Below are 17,459 nucleotides of genomic sequence, written 5' to 3'. Positions count from 1 at the left end.
CCTGCCAGCGTTAGCGGCAGCGCGAGGGCCTGAATGGGCGTGCAGTTATGAAAGCCTTTATTTTCAAGGGCTTCTATCACCTTTGGGTGCAGGGCGAAGTCGGAAAACTTCTGTTCTGTTAAATGTGTTTTGCTCATAGTGTGGTAGAATATCAGCTTACTATTGCTTTACGAAAGCGTATCCGGTGAAATAAAGTCAACCTTTAGTTGGTTAATGCTACATCAACACGTCGTTGATTAAGAGTACACCAACGCACCAGGCTTATTCCTGTGGAGTTAATATGAGCGATAAAATTATTCACCTGACTGACGACAGTTTTGACACGGATGTACTCAAAGCGGACGGAGCTATCCTCGTTGATTTCTGGGCAGAGTGGTGCGGTCCGTGCAAAATGATCGCTCCAATTCTGGATGAAATCGCTGACGAATATCAGGGCAAATTGACGGTTGCTAAACTGAACATTGACCAAAACCCAGGCACCGCGCCGAAGTATGGTATCCGTGGCATCCCGACCCTGCTGCTGTTTAAAAACGGCGAAGTTGCGGCGACTAAAGTCGGCGCACTATCCAAAGGTCAGTTGAAAGAATTCCTCGACGCTAATTTAGCGTAAGGAAGTCTCATGATCGGGCGACCATACTTCGAAATGATTCGGATGACTGGACGCCCGACTTGAGTCGTGCTAAGTTAGTGTTGACTTCGTATTAAACATACCTTATTAAGTTTGAATCTAGTTATATCCAATACTTCCCGTTGTTTCTCGCGCGAGAAGTGGACAGATTCCTGGCTTGTCACTCAATCCGTCTTGTCGTTTCAGTTCTGCGTACTTTCCTGTGACCAGACAGCGAACAGACATGAGTTGATGGCCGTAAACAGGCATGGATGACCCTGCCATACCATTCACAACATTAAGTTCGAGATTTACCCCAAGTTTAAGAACTCACACCATTATGAATCTTACCGAATTAAAGAATACGCCGGTTTCTGAGCTGATCACTCTCGGCGAAAATATGGGCCTTGAAAACCTGGCTCGTATGCGCAAGCAGGACATTATTTTTGCCATCCTGAAGCAGCACGCAAAGAGTGGCGAAGATATCTTTGGTGACGGTGTGCTGGAGATATTGCAGGATGGATTTGGTTTCCTCCGCTCTGCAGACAGCTCCTACCTCGCCGGTCCTGATGACATCTACGTTTCTCCCAGCCAAATCCGCCGTTTCAACCTCCGCACTGGTGATACCATCTCTGGTAAGATTCGCCCGCCGAAAGAAGGTGAACGCTACTTTGCGCTGTTGAAAGTTAACGAAGTTAACTACGACAAACCAGAAAACGCCCGTAACAAAATCCTCTTTGAGAACTTAACACCGCTGCACGCAAACTCTCGTCTGCGTATGGAACGTGGTAACGGTTCTACTGAAGACTTAACGGCGCGTGTACTGGATCTGGCATCACCGATCGGTCGTGGCCAACGTGGTCTGATTGTTGCTCCGCCGAAAGCAGGTAAAACCATGCTGCTGCAGAACATCGCGCAGAGCATTGCTTACAACCATCCGGACTGCGTGCTGATGGTGCTGCTGATTGACGAACGTCCGGAAGAAGTTACCGAGATGCAGCGTCTGGTGAAAGGTGAAGTGGTTGCGTCTACCTTTGACGAACCAGCCTCCCGCCACGTTCAGGTTGCGGAAATGGTTATCGAGAAGGCGAAACGTCTGGTTGAACACAAGAAAGACGTTATCATTCTGCTCGATTCCATCACCCGTCTGGCGCGTGCTTACAACACCGTGGTTCCGGCTTCCGGTAAAGTTTTGACCGGTGGTGTTGATGCCAACGCTTTGCATCGTCCGAAGCGTTTCTTCGGTGCGGCGCGTAACGTGGAAGAGGGCGGTAGCCTGACCATCATCGCGACTGCGCTGATCGATACTGGCTCTAAAATGGATGAAGTTATCTACGAAGAGTTTAAAGGTACCGGCAACATGGAACTGCATCTCTCTCGTAAGATTGCTGAAAAACGCGTCTTCCCGGCTATCGACTACAACCGTTCCGGTACCCGTAAAGAAGAGCTGCTCACCACCCAGGAAGAGCTGCAGAAAATGTGGATCCTGCGCAAAATCATCCATCCGATGGGTGAGATTGATGCCATGGAATTCCTCATTAACAAGCTGGCGATGACTAAGACTAACGACGACTTCTTCGACATGATGAAGCGTTCGTAATTCAGGTCTCATCCGAAAACGCCACGTTTTTACGTGGCGTTTTGCTTTTGTGGCTGTAATCTTAACGACACAATAACGATAATACGGTATGAAGTACCAACAAGTAGAAAAAGATTCGTAATCTGTTTCTTGTGGTTGATAATTATACAAAACCATTGGGTATGAAGTCGGGTTTCCCTTCTGAATATAGGTCTTCGTGGTTATACTTCTGCTATTAATATTCTCTGAGAGCATGCATTGTGAATTTACTGACAGTAAGCACTGATCTCATCAGTATTTTCTTATTCACAACACTGTTTCTTTTCTTTGCCCGCAAGGTCGCAAAAAAGATTGGTTTAGTGGATAAACCCAACTTCCGTAAACGGCATCAGGGATTGATTCCGTTGGTTGGAGGGATTTCGGCTTACGCAGGTGTATGTTTTACGTTTGCCATTGCTGACTACTACATCCCGCATGCTTCTCTCTTTCTGGCCTGTGCTGGTGTATTAGTTTTGGTCGGCGCGTTAGACGATCGCTTTGATATCAGTGTAAAAATCCGTGCGATTATCCAGGCCGCGATCGGCATTATTATGATGTCGGTTGGCAAACTCTATCTTCTTAGCCTTGGGTATATTTTTGGCCCCTGGGAGATGGTGCTCGGTCCGTTCGGCTATTTACTCACGCTGTTTGCCGTCTGGGCGGCAATAAACGCCTTCAATATGGTGGATGGGATTGATGGTCTGCTAGGTGGGTTGTCCAGCGTTTCATTTGCGGCGATGGGATTCATTTTGTGGTTTGATGGTCAGACGAGTCTGGCTATCTGGTGTTTTGCCATGATCGCCGCCATTCTGCCTTATATCCTGCTAAATCTGGGCATCCTTGGACGTCGCTATAAAGTTTTTATGGGTGACGCGGGCAGTACACTGATTGGCTTCACCATTATTTGGATCCTGCTGGAGACTACGCAGGGCAAAACTCACCCCATTAGCCCGGTAACTGCACTGTGGATTATTGCCATTCCATTGATGGATATGGTGGCAATCATGTACCGACGTTTGCGAAAAGGCATGAGCCCTTTCTCCGCGGATCGTCAACACATACATCATTTGGTGATGCGGGCAGGGTTTACTTCCCGACAAGCATTTGTTCTGATTACGCTGGCTGCGGCGGTACTGGCGTCTATCGGCGTGTTGGCTGAATATTTTCGCTTAGTCCCTGAATGGGCCATGTTGTTGCTTTTTTTACTGGCCTTTGGCCTCTACGGTTACTGTATCAAGCGTGCCTGGAAGGTAGCGAGATTTATCAAGCGAGTGAAGCGCAGATTGCGAAGAATTCGTGAAGGCAAACCAAACTTAACCAAGTAAATTGAGGATGCGATGAGACAACCATTACCGGGGGAAGACGCCGTGAGCGCTGAAAATGAACTGGATATCCGTGGGTTGTTTCGTACCTTGTGGTCAGGGAAGGTGTGGATCGTCGGTATGGCTCTCGCCTTCGCGATAGCGGCCCTCGCCTATACGTTTTTTGCGCGTCAGGAGTGGAGCGCCACGGCGATTACTGACAGGCCAACGGTCAATATGTTGGGTGGCTTTTACTCTCAACAACAGTTTTTACGCAACCTGGATATTAAGGCCAGTCTTGCGTCCACGGACCAACCGTCAGTAATGGATGAGGCCTATAAAGAATTCATTATGCAGCTTGCCTCCTGGGATACACGCCGAGAATTCTGGCAGCAGACTGATTACTATAAGCAGCGTATGGTCGGTAATAGTAAAGCCGATGCGGCGATGCTGGATGAACTGATCAATAACATTCAGTTTTTACCTGGCGATGCGCTGCGTAATACCAATGACAGCGTGAAGCTGATTGCCGAGACGGCTCCTGATGCCAACAATTTGCTGCGCCAGTACGTCGCGTTTGCCAGCCAACGCGCGGCACGTCATCTGAATGATGAGTTAAAAGGCGCATGGGCCGCACGCACTGTGCAGATGAAAGCGCAGGTCAAACGTCAGGAAGAAGTGGCAAAATCCATTTTCTCTCGCCGCGTCCACAGCATTGAACAAGCGCTTAAAATTGCTGAGCAGCATAATATTTCGCGTACTTCCACAGATGTTCCAGCTGATGAATTACCGGATTCAGAATTGTTCTTACTCGGACGTCCTATGTTGCAGGCGCGACTTGAGAATCTGCAGTCAATTGGTCCGGATTTCGATCTGGACTATTTCCAGAACAGGGCAATGCTGAACACCCTGAACGTTGGACCAACTTTAGATCCGCGTTTTCAGACCTATCGTTATTTGAGAACGCCGGAAGAGCCGGTAAAACGTGACAGCCCTCGTCGCGCCTTCCTGATGATTATGTGGGGTATCGTTGGGGCTCTGATCGGTGCTGGTGTCGCGTTAACCCGTCGCCGTACGATTTAGCAATGCCGTTGCAGTGAGGGGCTGGGCCCTCACTGCCAATCCGAAGAGAATCGATGTGAAAGTACTGACTGTATTTGGTACGCGACCGGAGGCCATTAAGATGGCTCCTCTGGTTCATGCGCTGGAAAAAGATCCTGATTTTGAGGCGAAAGTTTGCGTTACGGCGCAGCATCGGGAGATGCTCGATCAGGTGTTGAATCTTTTTTCCATTGTACCTGACTACGATCTCAATATTATGCAGCCAGGTCAGGGACTAACAGAAATAACCTGCCGCATCCTGGAAGGGTTAAAGCCTATTTTGGCTGAATTCAAACCCGATGTGGTGTTGGTTCATGGTGATACCACAACCACGATTGCTACCAGTCTGGCCGCGTTCTATCAGCGCATCCCGGTGGGGCATGTCGAGGCTGGTTTACGTACAGGCGATCTCTATTCACCATGGCCGGAAGAGGCTAATCGTACGCTGACCGGGCGTCTGGCAATGTATCATTTTGCCCCAACAGAAAACTCGCGCCAAAATCTGTTACGAGAAGCTATCCCTGATGATCGTATTTTCGTCACGGGTAATACGGTTATTGACGCGTTGATCTGGGTTCGGGATCGCGTACTGGGAAATGAGACGCTGCGTGCGGATCTGGCCGAACGTTATCCTTTCCTGGATGCTGATAAAAAGATGATCCTGGTGACCGGTCATCGTCGGGAAAGCTTCGGTCGCGGTTTTGAGCAAATCTGTCATGCCCTGGCGGAAATAGCCGCGTCTAACCAAAATGTGCAGATTGTCTATCCGGTACACCTGAACCCTAACGTCAGTGAGCCGGTCAATCGCATCCTGGGTCACGTTGAAAACGTGGTGTTGATTGAACCGCAGGACTACCTGCCATTCGTATGGCTGATGAATCACGCCTGGCTGATCCTTACTGATTCCGGCGGGATTCAGGAAGAAGCGCCGTCTCTGGGGAAACCTGTGCTGGTGATGCGTGAAACAACGGAGCGCCCGGAAGCTATTACCGCAGGGACTGTACGCCTGGTAGGTACAGACCCACAGCGGATTGTTGAAGAAGTCACGCGTTTGCTGCATGACGACAATGAATATCAGATCATGAGCCGCGCCCATAATCCGTATGGAGACGGGCTGGCATGTGACCGCATTTTAGATGCATTAAAAAATAATCGGATATCGCTATGAGTTTTACGACCATTTCTGTCATTGGGTTGGGTTATATCGGACTGCCAACGGCGGCTGCCTTTGCTTCCCGTCAAAAACACGTAATTGGCGTAGATATAAATCAACATGCGGTGGATACCATTAATCGCGGCGAAATTCACATCGTTGAGCCCGATCTGGGTGCGGTGGTGAAAACGGCGGTCGAAAATGGTTTTTTACGTGCGAGCGCGACACCCGTAGATGCTGATGCGTATCTGATTGCGGTGCCTACCCCCTTTAAGGGAGATCATGAACCCGATATGGTCTACGTAGAAGCCGCGGCGAAATCTATTGCGCCAGTTTTGAAAAAAGGCGCATTGGTGATTCTGGAATCCACTTCACCTGTCGGGGCAACTGAACAGATGGCCGCATGGCTTGCAGAAATGCGGGCTGACCTGACTTTCCCGCAGCAGGTCGGTGAACAGGCGGACGTTAACATTGCTTATTGCCCAGAGCGCGTACTGCCGGGTCAGGTAATGGTCGAACTGATTAAAAACGATCGGGTGATTGGAGGAATGACCTCCGTCTGTTCCGCGCGCGCCAGCGAGTTGTACAACATCTTTCTCGAAGGCGAATGTGTGGTAACCAACGCCCGCACCGCAGAAATGTGTAAGCTGACGGAAAATAGCTTTCGCGATGTCAATATCGCCTTCGCCAATGAACTGTCGCTGATTTGCGCCGATCAGGGGATCAACGTCTGGGAACTGATTCGCCTGGCAAACCGCCATCCACGCGTGAATATTTTGCAGCCCGGCCCTGGCGTAGGTGGACACTGTATCGCGGTCGATCCGTGGTTTATCGTGGCGCAGAACCCGCAGCAGGCGAAATTGATCCGCACCGCGCGTGAGGTAAACGATGGTAAACCGCATTGGGTGGTCGATCGGGTAAAGGCTGCCGTAGCCGACTGTCTGGCGGATACCAACAAACGGGCTAGCGAAGTGAAAATTGCCTGTTTTGGTCTGGCATTCAAACCCAATATTGACGATTTGCGTGAAAGCCCGGCGATGGGAATTGCGCAGAATATTGCGCAATGGCACAAAGGCGAAATGCTGGTGGTGGAACCGAACATCCATCAACTGCCGAAAAAACTGGATGGTATTTGCCAACTGGCGACGCTGGACGATGCTCTGGCACGTGCTGATGTGTTGGTCATGTTGGTTGACCATAATGAATTTAAAGGCATCAAAGGCGATGCGGTTCAACAGCAGTACATCGTTGATACCAAAGGGGTCTGGCGCTAATGAAACGAATTCTGGTTACCGGTGGAGCGGGATTTATCGGCTCGGCGGTTGTGCGACATATCATTCATGATACCGAGGATGCGGTGGTTGTGGTCGATAAGCTGACCTACGCCGGAAACCTGATGTCGCTGGAGCCGGTTGCGCAGAATTCCCGTTTTGCCTTTGAGAAAGTGGATATTTGCGATCGGGCATCGCTCGACAGGGTGTTTCAACAATATCAGCCGGACTGCGTGATGCATCTGGCTGCAGAAAGCCATGTCGATCGTTCAATTGATGGTCCGGCCGCCTTTATCGAAACCAACATTGTGGGAACCTACACGCTGTTGGAAGCAGCGCGCGCTTACTGGAGTACATTAGCCAGTGAGGAAAAATTGGCGTTTCGTTTCCACCATATCTCGACTGACGAGGTGTATGGCGATCTCCATTCCACAGATGATTTCTTCACCGAAACCACGCCGTATGCGCCGAGCAGCCCTTATTCCGCGTCGAAAGCCAGCAGCGATCATCTGGTTCGCGCCTGGCTGCGTACCTACGGTCTGCCAACGCTGATTACCAACTGTTCCAATAACTATGGTCCGTACCATTTCCCGGAAAAACTGATTCCGCTGATGATCCTCAACGCACTGGCGGGCAAACCGTTGCCGGTATATGGCAATGGTCAACAGATCCGTGACTGGTTGTATGTAGAAGATCACGCCAGGGCGCTCTATTGCGTGGCGACGACGGGCGCGGTTGGGGAAACCTATAATATTGGTGGCCATAACGAGCGTAAAAACCTGGATGTTGTCGAAACGGTTTGCAGCCTGTTGGAAGAGCTGGCTCCGCATAAACCGCAGGGCATCGCGCAGTACCGCGACTTGATCGCTTTTGTGGACGATCGCCCAGGCCATGATTTACGTTACGCCATTGACGCTTCAAAAATTGCGCGTGAACTCGGGTGGATGCCGCAGGAAACGTTTGAAAGTGGAATGCGCAAAACCGTGCAGTGGTATCTGGATAATCAGGCATGGTGGAAACCCGTGCAGGACGGCAGTTACCAGGGCGAACGTTTAGGTCTGAAGGGCTAACAGCCTGGTTTTGCGGAGGAGACAACGCATGAAAGGTATCATTCTGGCGGGTGGCTCAGGTACTCGCCTGTATCCCATTACGCGGGGCGTATCGAAGCAACTATTGCCCATTTACGATAAGCCGATGATTTACTACCCGCTATCGGTACTGATGCTGGCGGGAATTCGCGAAATCCTGATTATCACCACTCCGGAAGATAAAGGCTATTTCCAGCGTTTGCTGGGCGATGGATCTGAGTTCGGCATTGAACTGCACTATGCTGAGCAACCGAGCCCGGATGGATTAGCGCAGGCTTTTATTATCGGTGAAACGTTTCTTAACGGTGAACCATCGTGCCTGGTGTTAGGGGACAACATCTTCTTTGGTCAAGGATTCAGTCCAAAACTGCGTCATGTGGCCGCCAGAACGCAAGGTGCGACGGTGTTTGGCTATCAGGTCATGGACCCTGAACGTTTTGGTGTTGTTGAGTTTGATGACAATTTTCGCGCAGTCTCTCTGGAAGAGAAGCCGAAAGCGCCGAAATCTAATTGGGCGGTGACAGGGCTCTATTTTTATGACAGCAAAGTGGTGGAATACGCGAAACGCGTGAAACCTTCTGAGCGTGGGGAGCTGGAGATTACGTCTATCAACCAGATGTATCTTGATGACGGACATCTGACGGTTGAATTGCTTGGGCGTGGCTTTGCCTGGCTGGATACCGGTACGCATGACAGTTTGATCGAAGCGAGCACTTTTGTGCAGACGGTGGAGAAACGCCAGGGCTTTAAAATAGCCTGTCTGGAAGAAATCGCCTGGCGTAACGGTTGGCTGGATGACGAAGGCGTGAAGCGTGCCGCCAGTTCACTGGCCAAAACGGGTTATGGTCAATACCTGCTGGAGCTGCTCCGTGCTCGTCCGCGCCAGTATTGAGCCGCTTAGCTGGGAAAATACGTTCTTTGGCGTGAATAGCGCCATTGTCCGTTTTGACCAACGCGCGCCGGTTCTAACCGTGGATGCGTTGCTGCCCTGGTCGCGTGTACAAGCAAAAATACTTGCCGCAAATAGCCATGAATTAGATGCTCTGCAGCATTTGGGTTTCTCACTGGTAGAAGGTGAAGTCGATTTTGTACTGCCGGTGACGTGTGCCAGCGGCGACCCCGGTGCGCAGGTCGCGCAACCTACGGATATCCCGGTATTACGCCATCTGGCAGGACAGGCATTTGCGCAAAGTCGTTTTCGCGCCCCGTGGTATGCCGAAGATGCCAGCGCGCGTTTCTACGCACAGTGGATTGAAAACGCGGTGCTGGGGACGTTTGATCATCAATGCCTCATTTTTCGTAAACCGACTGGTGAGATTCGTGGCTATGTCTCGCTGCGTGAACTGAATGCGACCGAGGCGAGAATTGGCCTGCTGGCCGGGCGTGGTGCGGGTGCAGAACTGATGCAGGCCGCGCTTTGTTGGGCACAGGCCCGCGGTAAAACAACATTGCGCGTGGCGACCCAAATGGGTAACACCGCCGCGCTTAAACGTTATATACAAAGTGGTGCGAATGTGGAAAGCACCGCGTATTGGTTATACAGGTGACACGATGATTCCATTTAATGCACCGCCGGTGGTGGGAACTGAACTCGATTACATGCAGTCTGCGATGAATAGCGGCAAACTGTGTGGTGACGGTGGCTTTACCCGTCGCTGTCAGCAGTGGCTGGAGCAGCATTTTGGCAGCGAGAAAGTGCTGCTGACGCCTTCCTGCACCGCATCGCTTGAGATGGCGGCATTGTTGCTGGACATCCAGCCTGGCGATGAAGTCATTATGCCGAGCTACACGTTTGTCTCGACGGCCAATGCCTTCGTGTTGCGCGGCGCGAAAATCGTCTTTGTTGATATCCGCGCGGATACCATGAACATTGACGAAACGCTGATTGAAGCGGCGATCACCGATAAAACCCGCGCTATTGTGCCGGTACATTACGCGGGCGTGGCCTGCGAAATGGATACCATCATGGGGCTGGCCACTAAACATAACCTGTATGTGGTGGAAGATGCCGCCCAGGGCGTCATGTCGACCTACAAGGGGCGTGCGCTGGGTACGATTGGTCACATCGGCTGCTTTAGCTTCCATGAGACCAAAAACTATACCGCAGGCGGGGAAGGTGGAGCGACGCTGATTAATGATAAAAAATTAGTAGAGCGTGCAGAAATCATCCGTGAAAAAGGGACTAACCGTAGTCAGTTTTTCCGCGGCCAGGTAGACAAGTATACCTGGCGTGATATCGGTTCCAGCTATTTGATGTCCGATCTGCAGGCGGCTTATCTGTGGGCGCAGTTGGAAGCGGCTGATCGTATTAACCAGCAGCGTCTGGCGCTGTGGCAAAAGTATTACGATGCCCTGGAACCGCTGGCGCGTGCCGGGCGTATTGAGCTGCCTTCGATACCGGAGGGTTGCGTACAGAATGCCCATATGTTTTACATCAAACTGCGCGATATCGACGATCGCACGGCGTTGATTAACTTCCTGAAAGAAGCTGAAATTATGGCGGTGTTCCACTATATCCCGCTGCATGATTGCCCGGCTGGCGATAAATTCGGCATGTTTGCCGGTGTTGATCGTTACACCACCAAAGAGAGCGAACGCCTGCTGCGTTTACCGCTGTTCTACAATCTGTCGCCGGTGAACCAGCGAACAGTCATTACGACCTTACTCAACTACTTCGCCTGATATGTCGCTTGCAAAAGCGTCCTTATGGACGGCGGCCAGTACGCTGGTAAAAATTGGCGCAGGTTTGCTGGTTGTGAAGTTGCTGGCGGTGTCGTTTGGCCCGGCAGGCGTGGGGCAGGCGGGTAACTTCCGCCAGATGGTCACCGTGCTTGGCGTGTTGGCGGGGGCCGGCATTTTCAATGGCGTCACGAAATACGTTGCGCAGCATCATGACGATCCGGCCCGGCTCCGTAAGGTGGTCGGTACCTCTTCCGCGATGGTGCTGGGATTCTCTACGCTGATGGCGGTGATTTTTTTGCTGGCGGCCGCACCTATCAGTCAGGGATTATTTGGTCATACTCATTATCAGGGGCTGGTTCGACTGGTTGCGCTGGTGCAGATGGGCATAGCCTGGGCGAACCTGCTGCTGGCGCTGATGAAGGGCTTCCGCGATGCGGCGGGTAACGCGCTGTCGTTGATTGTGGGGAGCCTGGTGGGCGTAGCGGCTTATTATGGCTGTTATCGCCTGGGAGGGTATGAAGGCGCCTTGCTGGGCCTGGCGCTGGTACCTGCGCTGGTCGCTATCCCTGCCGCTATAATGCTGATTAAGCGTGGAACTATCCCCCTGCATTACCTGAAACCCTCGTGGGATAACGGTCTGGCAGGGCAGTTAAGCAAGTTTACGCTGATGGCGCTGATTACCTCCGTAACGCTGCCAGTGGCATACGTGATGATGCGAAACCTGTTGGCGGCGCAGTACAGCTGGAATGATGTGGGGATCTGGCAGGGGGTGAGCAGTATCTCCGATGCTTATCTGCAATTTATCACCGCCTCATTCAGCGTTTACTTGCTGCCGACGTTGTCGCGTTTGACTGAAAAGCGCGACATTACACGCGAAGTGATCAAGTCGTTGAAATTCGTGCTGCCGGCGGTTGCTGCCGCAAGCTTTACCGTCTGGCTACTGCGCGATTTTGCTATCTGGCTGCTTTTCTCCGCTAAATTCACCGCCATGCGCGACCTGTTCGCCTGGCAACTGGTCGGTGATGTGCTGAAAGTCGGCGCCTATGTTTTTGGTTATCTGGTGATCGCGAAAGCGTCGCTGCGGTTTTATATCTTGGCAGAAATTAGCCAGTTCATGTTATTGACGGCGTTTGCACATTGGCTGATCCCTGCACATGGTGCGCTGGGCGCGGCACAGGCTTACATGGCAACGTACATTGTCTATTTCTCTCTTTGTTGTGGCGTGTTTTTACTCTGGCGTAGGCGGGTATGACTGTACTGATTCACGTTCTGGGATCGGATATCCCTCACCATAACCAAACCGTGCTGCGGTTTTTCAACGACTCGCTGGCCGCGACGAGCGAGCACGCGCGCACGTTTATGGTTGCAGGTCAGGATGCCGGATTCAGTGAGAACTGCCCGGCGTTATCGCTAAGCTTCTATGGTGGGAAAAAGGCGCTGGCTGAAGCGGTTATCGCGAAAGCAAAAGCGGATCGCCAACAGCGTTTTTTCTTCCACGGTCAGTTCAACACCAGTCTGTGGTTAGCGCTGCTGAGCGGGGGAATTAAACCGGAGCAGTTTTACTGGCATATCTGGGGCGCGGATTTATATGAAGTCTCCAGTGGACTGAAATTTCGCCTGTTTTACCCCATTCGCCGTATGGCGCAGAATCGCGTGGGCTGCGTATTTGCCACGCGGGGTGATTTGAGCTATTTCGCCGAACAGCATCCGCGTGTGCGTGGCGAGTTGCTCTATTTCCCAACGCGGATGGATCCCTCGCTCAATAATATGAGCAACGCGTGTCAGCGCAGCGGCAAGATGACGGTGCTGGTTGGCAACTCTGGCGATCGCAGCAATGAGCATATTGCCGCGCTCCGCGCCGTCCATCAGCAGTTCGGCGACACGGTGAATGTGATTGTACCGATGGGGTACCCCGCCAATAATGTGGCTTATATCGACGAGGTTCGTCAGGCCGGCCTGGCATTGTTTAGCGCTGAGAATCTGCAAATTTTAAGTGAAAAGCTGGAATTTGATGCCTATCTGACATTATTACGTCAGTGTGATTTGGGTTACTTTATTTTTGCCCGTCAGCAGGGGATCGGTACCCTGTGTTTACTGATTCAGGCCGGTATCCCGTGCGTGCTCAACCGTGAAAATCCCTTCTGGCAGGATATGGTGGAACAGAATCTCCCGGTGTTATTTACCACTGATGAGCTCAATGAAGGCGTCGTACGCGAAGCGCAGCGCCAGTTGGCATCGGTAGATAAAAATTCAATCACCTTCTTTAGCCCGAATTATCTGCAGCCGTGGCACAACGCGCTGCGCATTGCTTCAGGAGAAACCATATGAGCCTGATGCAATTTAGTGGTCTGCTGGTGGTATGGCTGCTCTCCACCTTGTTTATCGCCACGCTGACCTGGTTTGAATTCCGCCGCGTGCGTTTTAATTTCAATGTTTTCTTCTCACTGCTGTTTTTGCTGACGTTCTTCTTCGGGTTCCCGTTGACCAGCATACTGGTGTTCCGTTTTGATGTGGCAGTTGCTCCGCCGGAGATCCTGCTGCAGGCCTTGCTGTCTGCCGCCTGTTTCTATGCCGTCTACTACGTGACGTATAAAACACGCCTTCGCAAGCGAGTCGAGGATAAGCCACGCAGGCCGCTATTTACCATCAATCGCGTTGAAGCGCATTTGACCTGGGTTATCCTGATGGCGATTGCATTGGTGAGCGTGGGCGTCTTCTTTATGCACAACGGATTCCTGCTGTTCAGACTGCAATCCTACAGCCAAATTTTTTCCAGTGAAGTCTCTGGGGTCGCTCTGAAGCGTTTCTTCTACTTCTTCATTCCGGCAATGCTGGTGGTCTATTTCCTGCGTCAGGACAGCAAAGCGTGGTTATTCTTCCTGGTGAGTACCGTCGCGTTTGGTTTGCTGACCTATATGATTGTTGGCGGGACGCGCGCCAATATCATCATTGCGTTTGCCATCTTCTTGTTTATCGGCATCATTCGCGGCTGGATTTCGCTGTGGATGCTGGCCGCCGCGGGCGTGCTGGGTATCGTCGGGATGTTCTGGCTGGCGCTGAAGCGCTATGGGATGAACGTTAGCGGCGACGAGGCGTTCTATACCTTCCTGTACCTCACGCGCGACACCTTCTCGCCGTGGGAGAATCTGGCGCTGTTGCTGCAAAATTACCACAATATTGAGTTTCAGGGGCTGGCGCCGATTGTCCGTGACTTCTACGTCTTTATCCCCTCCTGGCTGTGGCCTGGGCGGCCGAGTATTGTCCTCAACTCAGCGAACTACTTTACCTGGGAAGTGTTGAACAACCACTCAGGTCTGGCGATTTCGCCGACGTTAATTGGTTCACTGGTGGTGATGGGCGGGGCGCTGTTTATCCCGTTAGGCGCGATTGTCGTTGGACTCATCATCAAGTGGTTTGACTGGCTGTATGAGTTAGGCAACCGCGAAACCAATCGCTACAAGGCGGCGATTCTGCACAGTTTCTGTTTTGGCGCTATTTTCAATATGATCGTGTTGGCACGTGAAGGGCTGGATTCGTTTGTCTCGCGAGTGGTCTTTTTCCTCGTGATTTTCGGCGTGTGTCTGCTGGTGGCAAAACTGCTGTTTTGGCTATTCGATAGTGCGGGACTCATCCATAAACGAATCAAATCGCTGCCCCGGACACAGATTGAAGGATCGTAATGACAGATAACACAACTGCGCCACTCTACTCGCTGCGCGGGCTACAATTGATTGGCTGGCGCGATATGCAGCATGCGCTAAATTACCTGTTTGCCGAGGGACATCTCAGGTCAGGAACGCTGGTGGCAATCAACGCTGAGAAGATGCTGACGGCAGAAGATAACCCTGAAGTGCGGGATCTGATCAACGCCGCTGACTTCAAATATGCGGATGGGATTAGCGTGGTGCGCTCAGTGCGCAAAAAATTCCCGCAGGCGCAGGTTTCACGCGTGGCAGGGGCTGATCTTTGGGAAGCGCTTATGGCGCGAGCCGGGCAGGAAGGAACGCCTGTCTTCCTGATTGGTGGCAAGCCTGAAGTTCTGGCGCAAACGGAAGCCAAACTGCGTGCCCAGTGGCGCGTGAACATTGTAGGCAGTCAGGACGGTTATTTTACCCCGGACCAGCGTCAGGCGTTGTTTGAACGTATCCGCGCCAGCGGTGCGCAGATTGTGACGGTGGCGATGGGCTCGCCGAAACAAGAGATCTTTATGCGTGACTGCCGGAAGACTCACCCTGAAGCGCTTTATATGGGCGTCGGTGGTACCTACGACGTCTTTACCGGTCACGTTAAGCGTGCGCCGCGAATCTGGCAGAGTCTGGGGCTGGAGTGGCTGTATCGCTTATTGTCGCAGCCAAGCCGTATCACTCGTCAACTTCGCTTATTACGCTATCTCCGCTGGCACTATACCGGCAACCTCTGACGCCCTCCCTCCTTTGATAAGTAGCGTGATCTGCTAATTACGCTACTTATTCACAACATAATCGCTGCTTTCTCACACAATCTATTTATTTTTTGAATGCTTTAATTGCCATTTAAGCGATTTTAGGAAACCATTCGCAACAATCATTGCAGTGCCGTGGTGTTTTTGACGCCAACCGTTAAGCGGTCGGTGCCGTATGGCCTGTTATGGCATAACAAGATGTACCCATAACGAGAACCGGTAATACCGGACAGTATGCAAACACAACAAGAGGATTTATGGCCGAGAACAAACCTGAGCTACAGCGTGGGCTGGAGGCTCGTCACATCGAATTAATTGCCCTTGGGGGGACTATTGGCGTCGGGCTATTTATGGGGGCCGCCAGTACCCTGAAATGGGCGGGACCTTCGGTTCTGCTGGCATACATTGTCGCCGGGCTGTTCGTCTTTTTCATTATGCGTTCTATGGGGGAGATGTTATTCCTCGAGCCGGTTGCCGGTTCATTTGCTGTTTACGCCCATCGTTATATGAGCCCCTTCTTTGGTTATCTCACCGCCTGGTCATACTGGTTTATGTGGATGGCGGTGGGGATATCAGAGATTACCGCCATCGGGGTGTACGTCCAGTTCTGGTTCCCGGAAATGGCACAATGGATACCCGCACTGATAGCTGTCGGACTGGTTGCGTTGGCAAATCTCGCCGCGGTTCGCCTGTATGGTGAAATTGAGTTCTGGTTTGCCATGATTAAAGTGACCACCATCATTGTGATGATCGTCATTGGATTAGGGGTGATTTTCTTCGGTTTTGGCAATGGCGGTCAGGCGATCGGCTTTGGCAACCTGACCGAGCACGGCGGCTTCTTTGCTGGTGGTTGGAAGGGCTTCCTGACGGCATTGTGTATTGTCGTGGCTTCTTACCAGGGCGTGGAGCTGATCGGCATTACTGCGGGTGAAGCGAAGAATCCGCAGGTCACGCTGCGTAGTGCAGTAGGGAAAGTGCTGTGGCGTATTCTGATTTTCTACGTCGGTGCGATTTTTGTTATCGTCACTATTTTCCCGTGGAATGAGATTGGCAGTAACGGTAGCCCGTTTGTTCTCACCTTTGCCAAGATTGGTATTACCGCCGCGGCGGGGATTATTAACTTTGTGGTCCTGACGGCGGCGCTGTCGGGCTGTAACAGTGGGATGTACAGTTGTGGGCGTATGCTTTACGCGCTGGCAAAGAATCGCCAGCTACCTGCCGCCGTTGGAAAAGTTTCTCGCCAGGGCGTGCCGGTTGCCGGCGTGGCTATTTCTATCGCGATCCTGCTGGTTGGTTCGTGCCTGAACTACATCATTCCCAACCCGCAGCGTGTGTTCGTTTATGTCTATAGCGCCAGCGTGCTGCCGGGGATGGTGCCGTGGTTTGTGATCCTGATAAGCCAGATACGTTTCCGTCAGGCGCATAAAGCGGCGATCGCCAGTCATCCTTTCCGCTCGATTCTGTTCCCGTGGGCGAACTATTTGACGATGGCGTTCCTGATTTGCGTATTAATCGGCATGTACTTTAATGAAGATACCCGAATGTCGCTGTTTGTTGGCATTATCTTCTTACTGGCCGTGACGCTCATTTATAAGGTTTTTGGCCTGAATCGTCATGGCACAGCCCAAAAATTGCAGGAATAAGCGACAAAACGCACAAACCATGACCAAACGATAATTTATTTTAAAAAAGCACTAGACAGCAGACCGAGACCTCCGTAATATCCAGCCCCGCAACGGCGCTAAGCGCCCGTAGCTCAGCTGGATAGAGCGCTGCCCTCCGGAGGCAGAGGTCTCAGGTTCGAATCCTGTCGGGCGCACCATTTAGTAAGGTGCCGGAGCTGCGGTGGTTTAATACCGCGTAAAAGATTTGCAGTGGTGGCTATAGCTCAGTTGGTAGAGCCCTGGATTGTGATTCCAGTTGTCGTGGGTTCGAATCCCATTAGCCACCCCATTAATTTAAAGTTGTGAAATGCGAAGGTGGCGGAATTGGTAGACGCGCTAGCTTCAGGTGTTAGTGTCCTTAGGATGTGGGGGTTCGAGTCCCCCCCCTCGCACCACGACTTAAAGAATTGAACTAAAAATTCAAAAAGCAGTAAAACGGCGAGTAGCGCAGCTTGGTAGCGCAACTGGTTTGGGACCAGTGGGTCGGAGGTTCGAATCCTCTCTCGCCGACCAATTTTGAACCCCGCTTCGGC

General features: G+C 51.8%; 16 protein-coding genes, 4 tRNA genes and 1 pseudogene. 20 read left to right on the top strand and 1 reads right to left on the bottom strand.

Features of this window, described 5'->3' with window-relative positions:
* Window positions 1–137 (bottom strand): annotated as a pseudogene (locus FDW87_RS21505) (ATP-dependent RNA helicase RhlB); the annotation flags it as partial.
* 143 nt (window positions 138–280) lie between these two features.
* Between FDW87_RS21505 and trxA the strand changes: the two are divergent.
* The 20 genes from trxA (at window position 281) to FDW87_RS01910 (ending at window position 17,439) form a co-directional block, all read left to right on the top strand.
* A complete protein-coding gene (trxA, locus tag FDW87_RS02005) occupies window positions 281–610 on the top strand; it encodes a thioredoxin TrxA (protein ID WP_001280776.1) in 330 nt (109 codons plus the stop codon).
* 130 nt (window positions 611–740) lie between these two features.
* Window positions 741–860, top strand: a complete 120-nt coding sequence (locus FDW87_RS02000) for a rho operon leader peptide (RefSeq protein WP_049259789.1) — start codon at window positions 741–743, stop codon at window positions 858–860.
* 87 nt (window positions 861–947) lie between these two features.
* Window positions 948–2,207 carry a transcription termination factor Rho gene (gene rho / locus FDW87_RS01995; RefSeq protein ID WP_002437993.1) on the top strand — a complete coding sequence of 420 codons (1,260 nt, stop codon included), beginning with the start codon at window positions 948–950 and terminating at the stop codon, window positions 2,205–2,207.
* A 239-nt stretch (window positions 2,208–2,446) separates the two neighbouring features.
* Entirely contained in the window at window positions 2,447–3,550 is a 1,104-nt protein-coding gene (wecA, locus tag FDW87_RS01990) for a UDP-N-acetylglucosamine--undecaprenyl-phosphate N-acetylglucosaminephosphotransferase (protein WP_016155107.1), read from the top strand.
* Between the two features lie 12 nt (window positions 3,551–3,562).
* Window positions 3,563–4,609 (top strand): ECA polysaccharide chain length modulation protein, encoded by a 1,047-nt coding sequence (gene wzzE / locus FDW87_RS01985; RefSeq protein WP_016155108.1) that lies wholly within the window; start codon window positions 3,563–3,565, stop codon window positions 4,607–4,609.
* 55 nt (window positions 4,610–4,664) lie between these two features.
* Entirely contained in the window at window positions 4,665–5,795 is a 1,131-nt protein-coding gene (wecB, locus tag FDW87_RS01980; protein ID WP_029139774.1) for a non-hydrolyzing UDP-N-acetylglucosamine 2-epimerase, read from the top strand.
* Complete coding sequence (gene wecC / locus FDW87_RS01975) at window positions 5,792–7,054, top strand: UDP-N-acetyl-D-mannosamine dehydrogenase (RefSeq protein ID WP_046274881.1); 1,263 nt, start codon at window positions 5,792–5,794, stop codon at window positions 7,052–7,054. Before wecB ends, wecC begins: the two co-directional genes overlap by 4 nt.
* Entirely contained in the window at window positions 7,054–8,121 is a 1,068-nt protein-coding gene (gene rffG / locus FDW87_RS01970) for a dTDP-glucose 4,6-dehydratase (protein WP_047358755.1), read from the top strand. The genes wecC and rffG overlap by 1 nt, the downstream gene beginning before the upstream one ends.
* Window positions 8,122–8,149: 28 nt before the next feature.
* Entirely contained in the window at window positions 8,150–9,031 is an 882-nt protein-coding gene (gene rfbA / locus FDW87_RS01965; protein WP_016155112.1) for a glucose-1-phosphate thymidylyltransferase RfbA, read from the top strand.
* On the top strand, window positions 9,009–9,686 hold the full coding sequence (gene rffC, locus FDW87_RS01960) for a dTDP-4-amino-4,6-dideoxy-D-galactose acyltransferase (RefSeq protein ID WP_137379413.1): 678 nt from the start codon (window positions 9,009–9,011) through the stop codon (window positions 9,684–9,686). The genes rfbA and rffC overlap by 23 nt, the downstream gene beginning before the upstream one ends.
* Before the next feature lie 4 nt (window positions 9,687–9,690).
* Window positions 9,691–10,821 carry a dTDP-4-amino-4,6-dideoxygalactose transaminase gene (gene rffA / locus FDW87_RS01955; RefSeq protein WP_137379412.1) on the top strand — a complete coding sequence of 377 codons (1,131 nt, stop codon included), beginning with the start codon at window positions 9,691–9,693 and terminating at the stop codon, window positions 10,819–10,821.
* 1 nt (window position 10,822) lies between these two features.
* Entirely contained in the window at window positions 10,823–12,073 is a 1,251-nt protein-coding gene (gene wzxE, locus FDW87_RS01950; RefSeq protein WP_049270485.1) for a lipid III flippase WzxE, read from the top strand.
* Window positions 12,070–13,149: a TDP-N-acetylfucosamine:lipid II N-acetylfucosaminyltransferase gene (locus tag FDW87_RS01945; RefSeq protein ID WP_049270486.1), complete on the top strand. Its 1,080-nt coding sequence runs from the start codon at window positions 12,070–12,072 to the stop codon at window positions 13,147–13,149. The genes wzxE and FDW87_RS01945 overlap by 4 nt, the downstream gene beginning before the upstream one ends.
* The gene (gene wzyE / locus FDW87_RS01940) at window positions 13,146–14,501 is read left to right on the top strand and encodes an ECA oligosaccharide polymerase (protein ID WP_016155117.1); all 1,356 of its coding nucleotides are present in this window, start codon (window positions 13,146–13,148) and stop codon (window positions 14,499–14,501) included. Before FDW87_RS01945 ends, wzyE begins: the two co-directional genes overlap by 4 nt.
* Window positions 14,501–15,241, top strand: a complete 741-nt coding sequence (wecG, locus tag FDW87_RS01935; protein ID WP_049270489.1) for a lipopolysaccharide N-acetylmannosaminouronosyltransferase — start codon at window positions 14,501–14,503, stop codon at window positions 15,239–15,241. Before wzyE ends, wecG begins: the two co-directional genes overlap by 1 nt.
* 278 nt (window positions 15,242–15,519) lie before the next feature.
* The gene (locus tag FDW87_RS01930; protein WP_016155119.1) at window positions 15,520–16,905 is read left to right on the top strand and encodes an amino acid permease; all 1,386 of its coding nucleotides are present in this window, start codon (window positions 15,520–15,522) and stop codon (window positions 16,903–16,905) included.
* 102 nt (window positions 16,906–17,007) lie between these two features.
* Window positions 17,008–17,084 (top strand) — tRNA-Arg (locus FDW87_RS01925).
* Window positions 17,085–17,139: 55 nt separating this feature from the next.
* Window positions 17,140–17,215: transfer RNA gene (locus FDW87_RS01920), tRNA-His, on the top strand.
* A 20-nt stretch (window positions 17,216–17,235) separates the two neighbouring features.
* Window positions 17,236–17,321 (top strand) — tRNA-Leu (locus tag FDW87_RS01915).
* Window positions 17,322–17,362: 41 nt separating this feature from the next.
* Window positions 17,363–17,439, top strand: a tRNA-Pro gene (locus FDW87_RS01910).
* Window positions 17,440–17,459 lie beyond the last annotated feature (20 nt).

Origin of the sequence: Citrobacter sp. wls826 (genome assembly GCF_005281245.1) — a bacterium.
GTDB classification, from domain to species: Bacteria; Pseudomonadota; Gammaproteobacteria; order Enterobacterales; family Enterobacteriaceae; genus Citrobacter; species Citrobacter braakii.
This window is presented reverse-complemented; position numbering and strand designations above follow the sequence as displayed.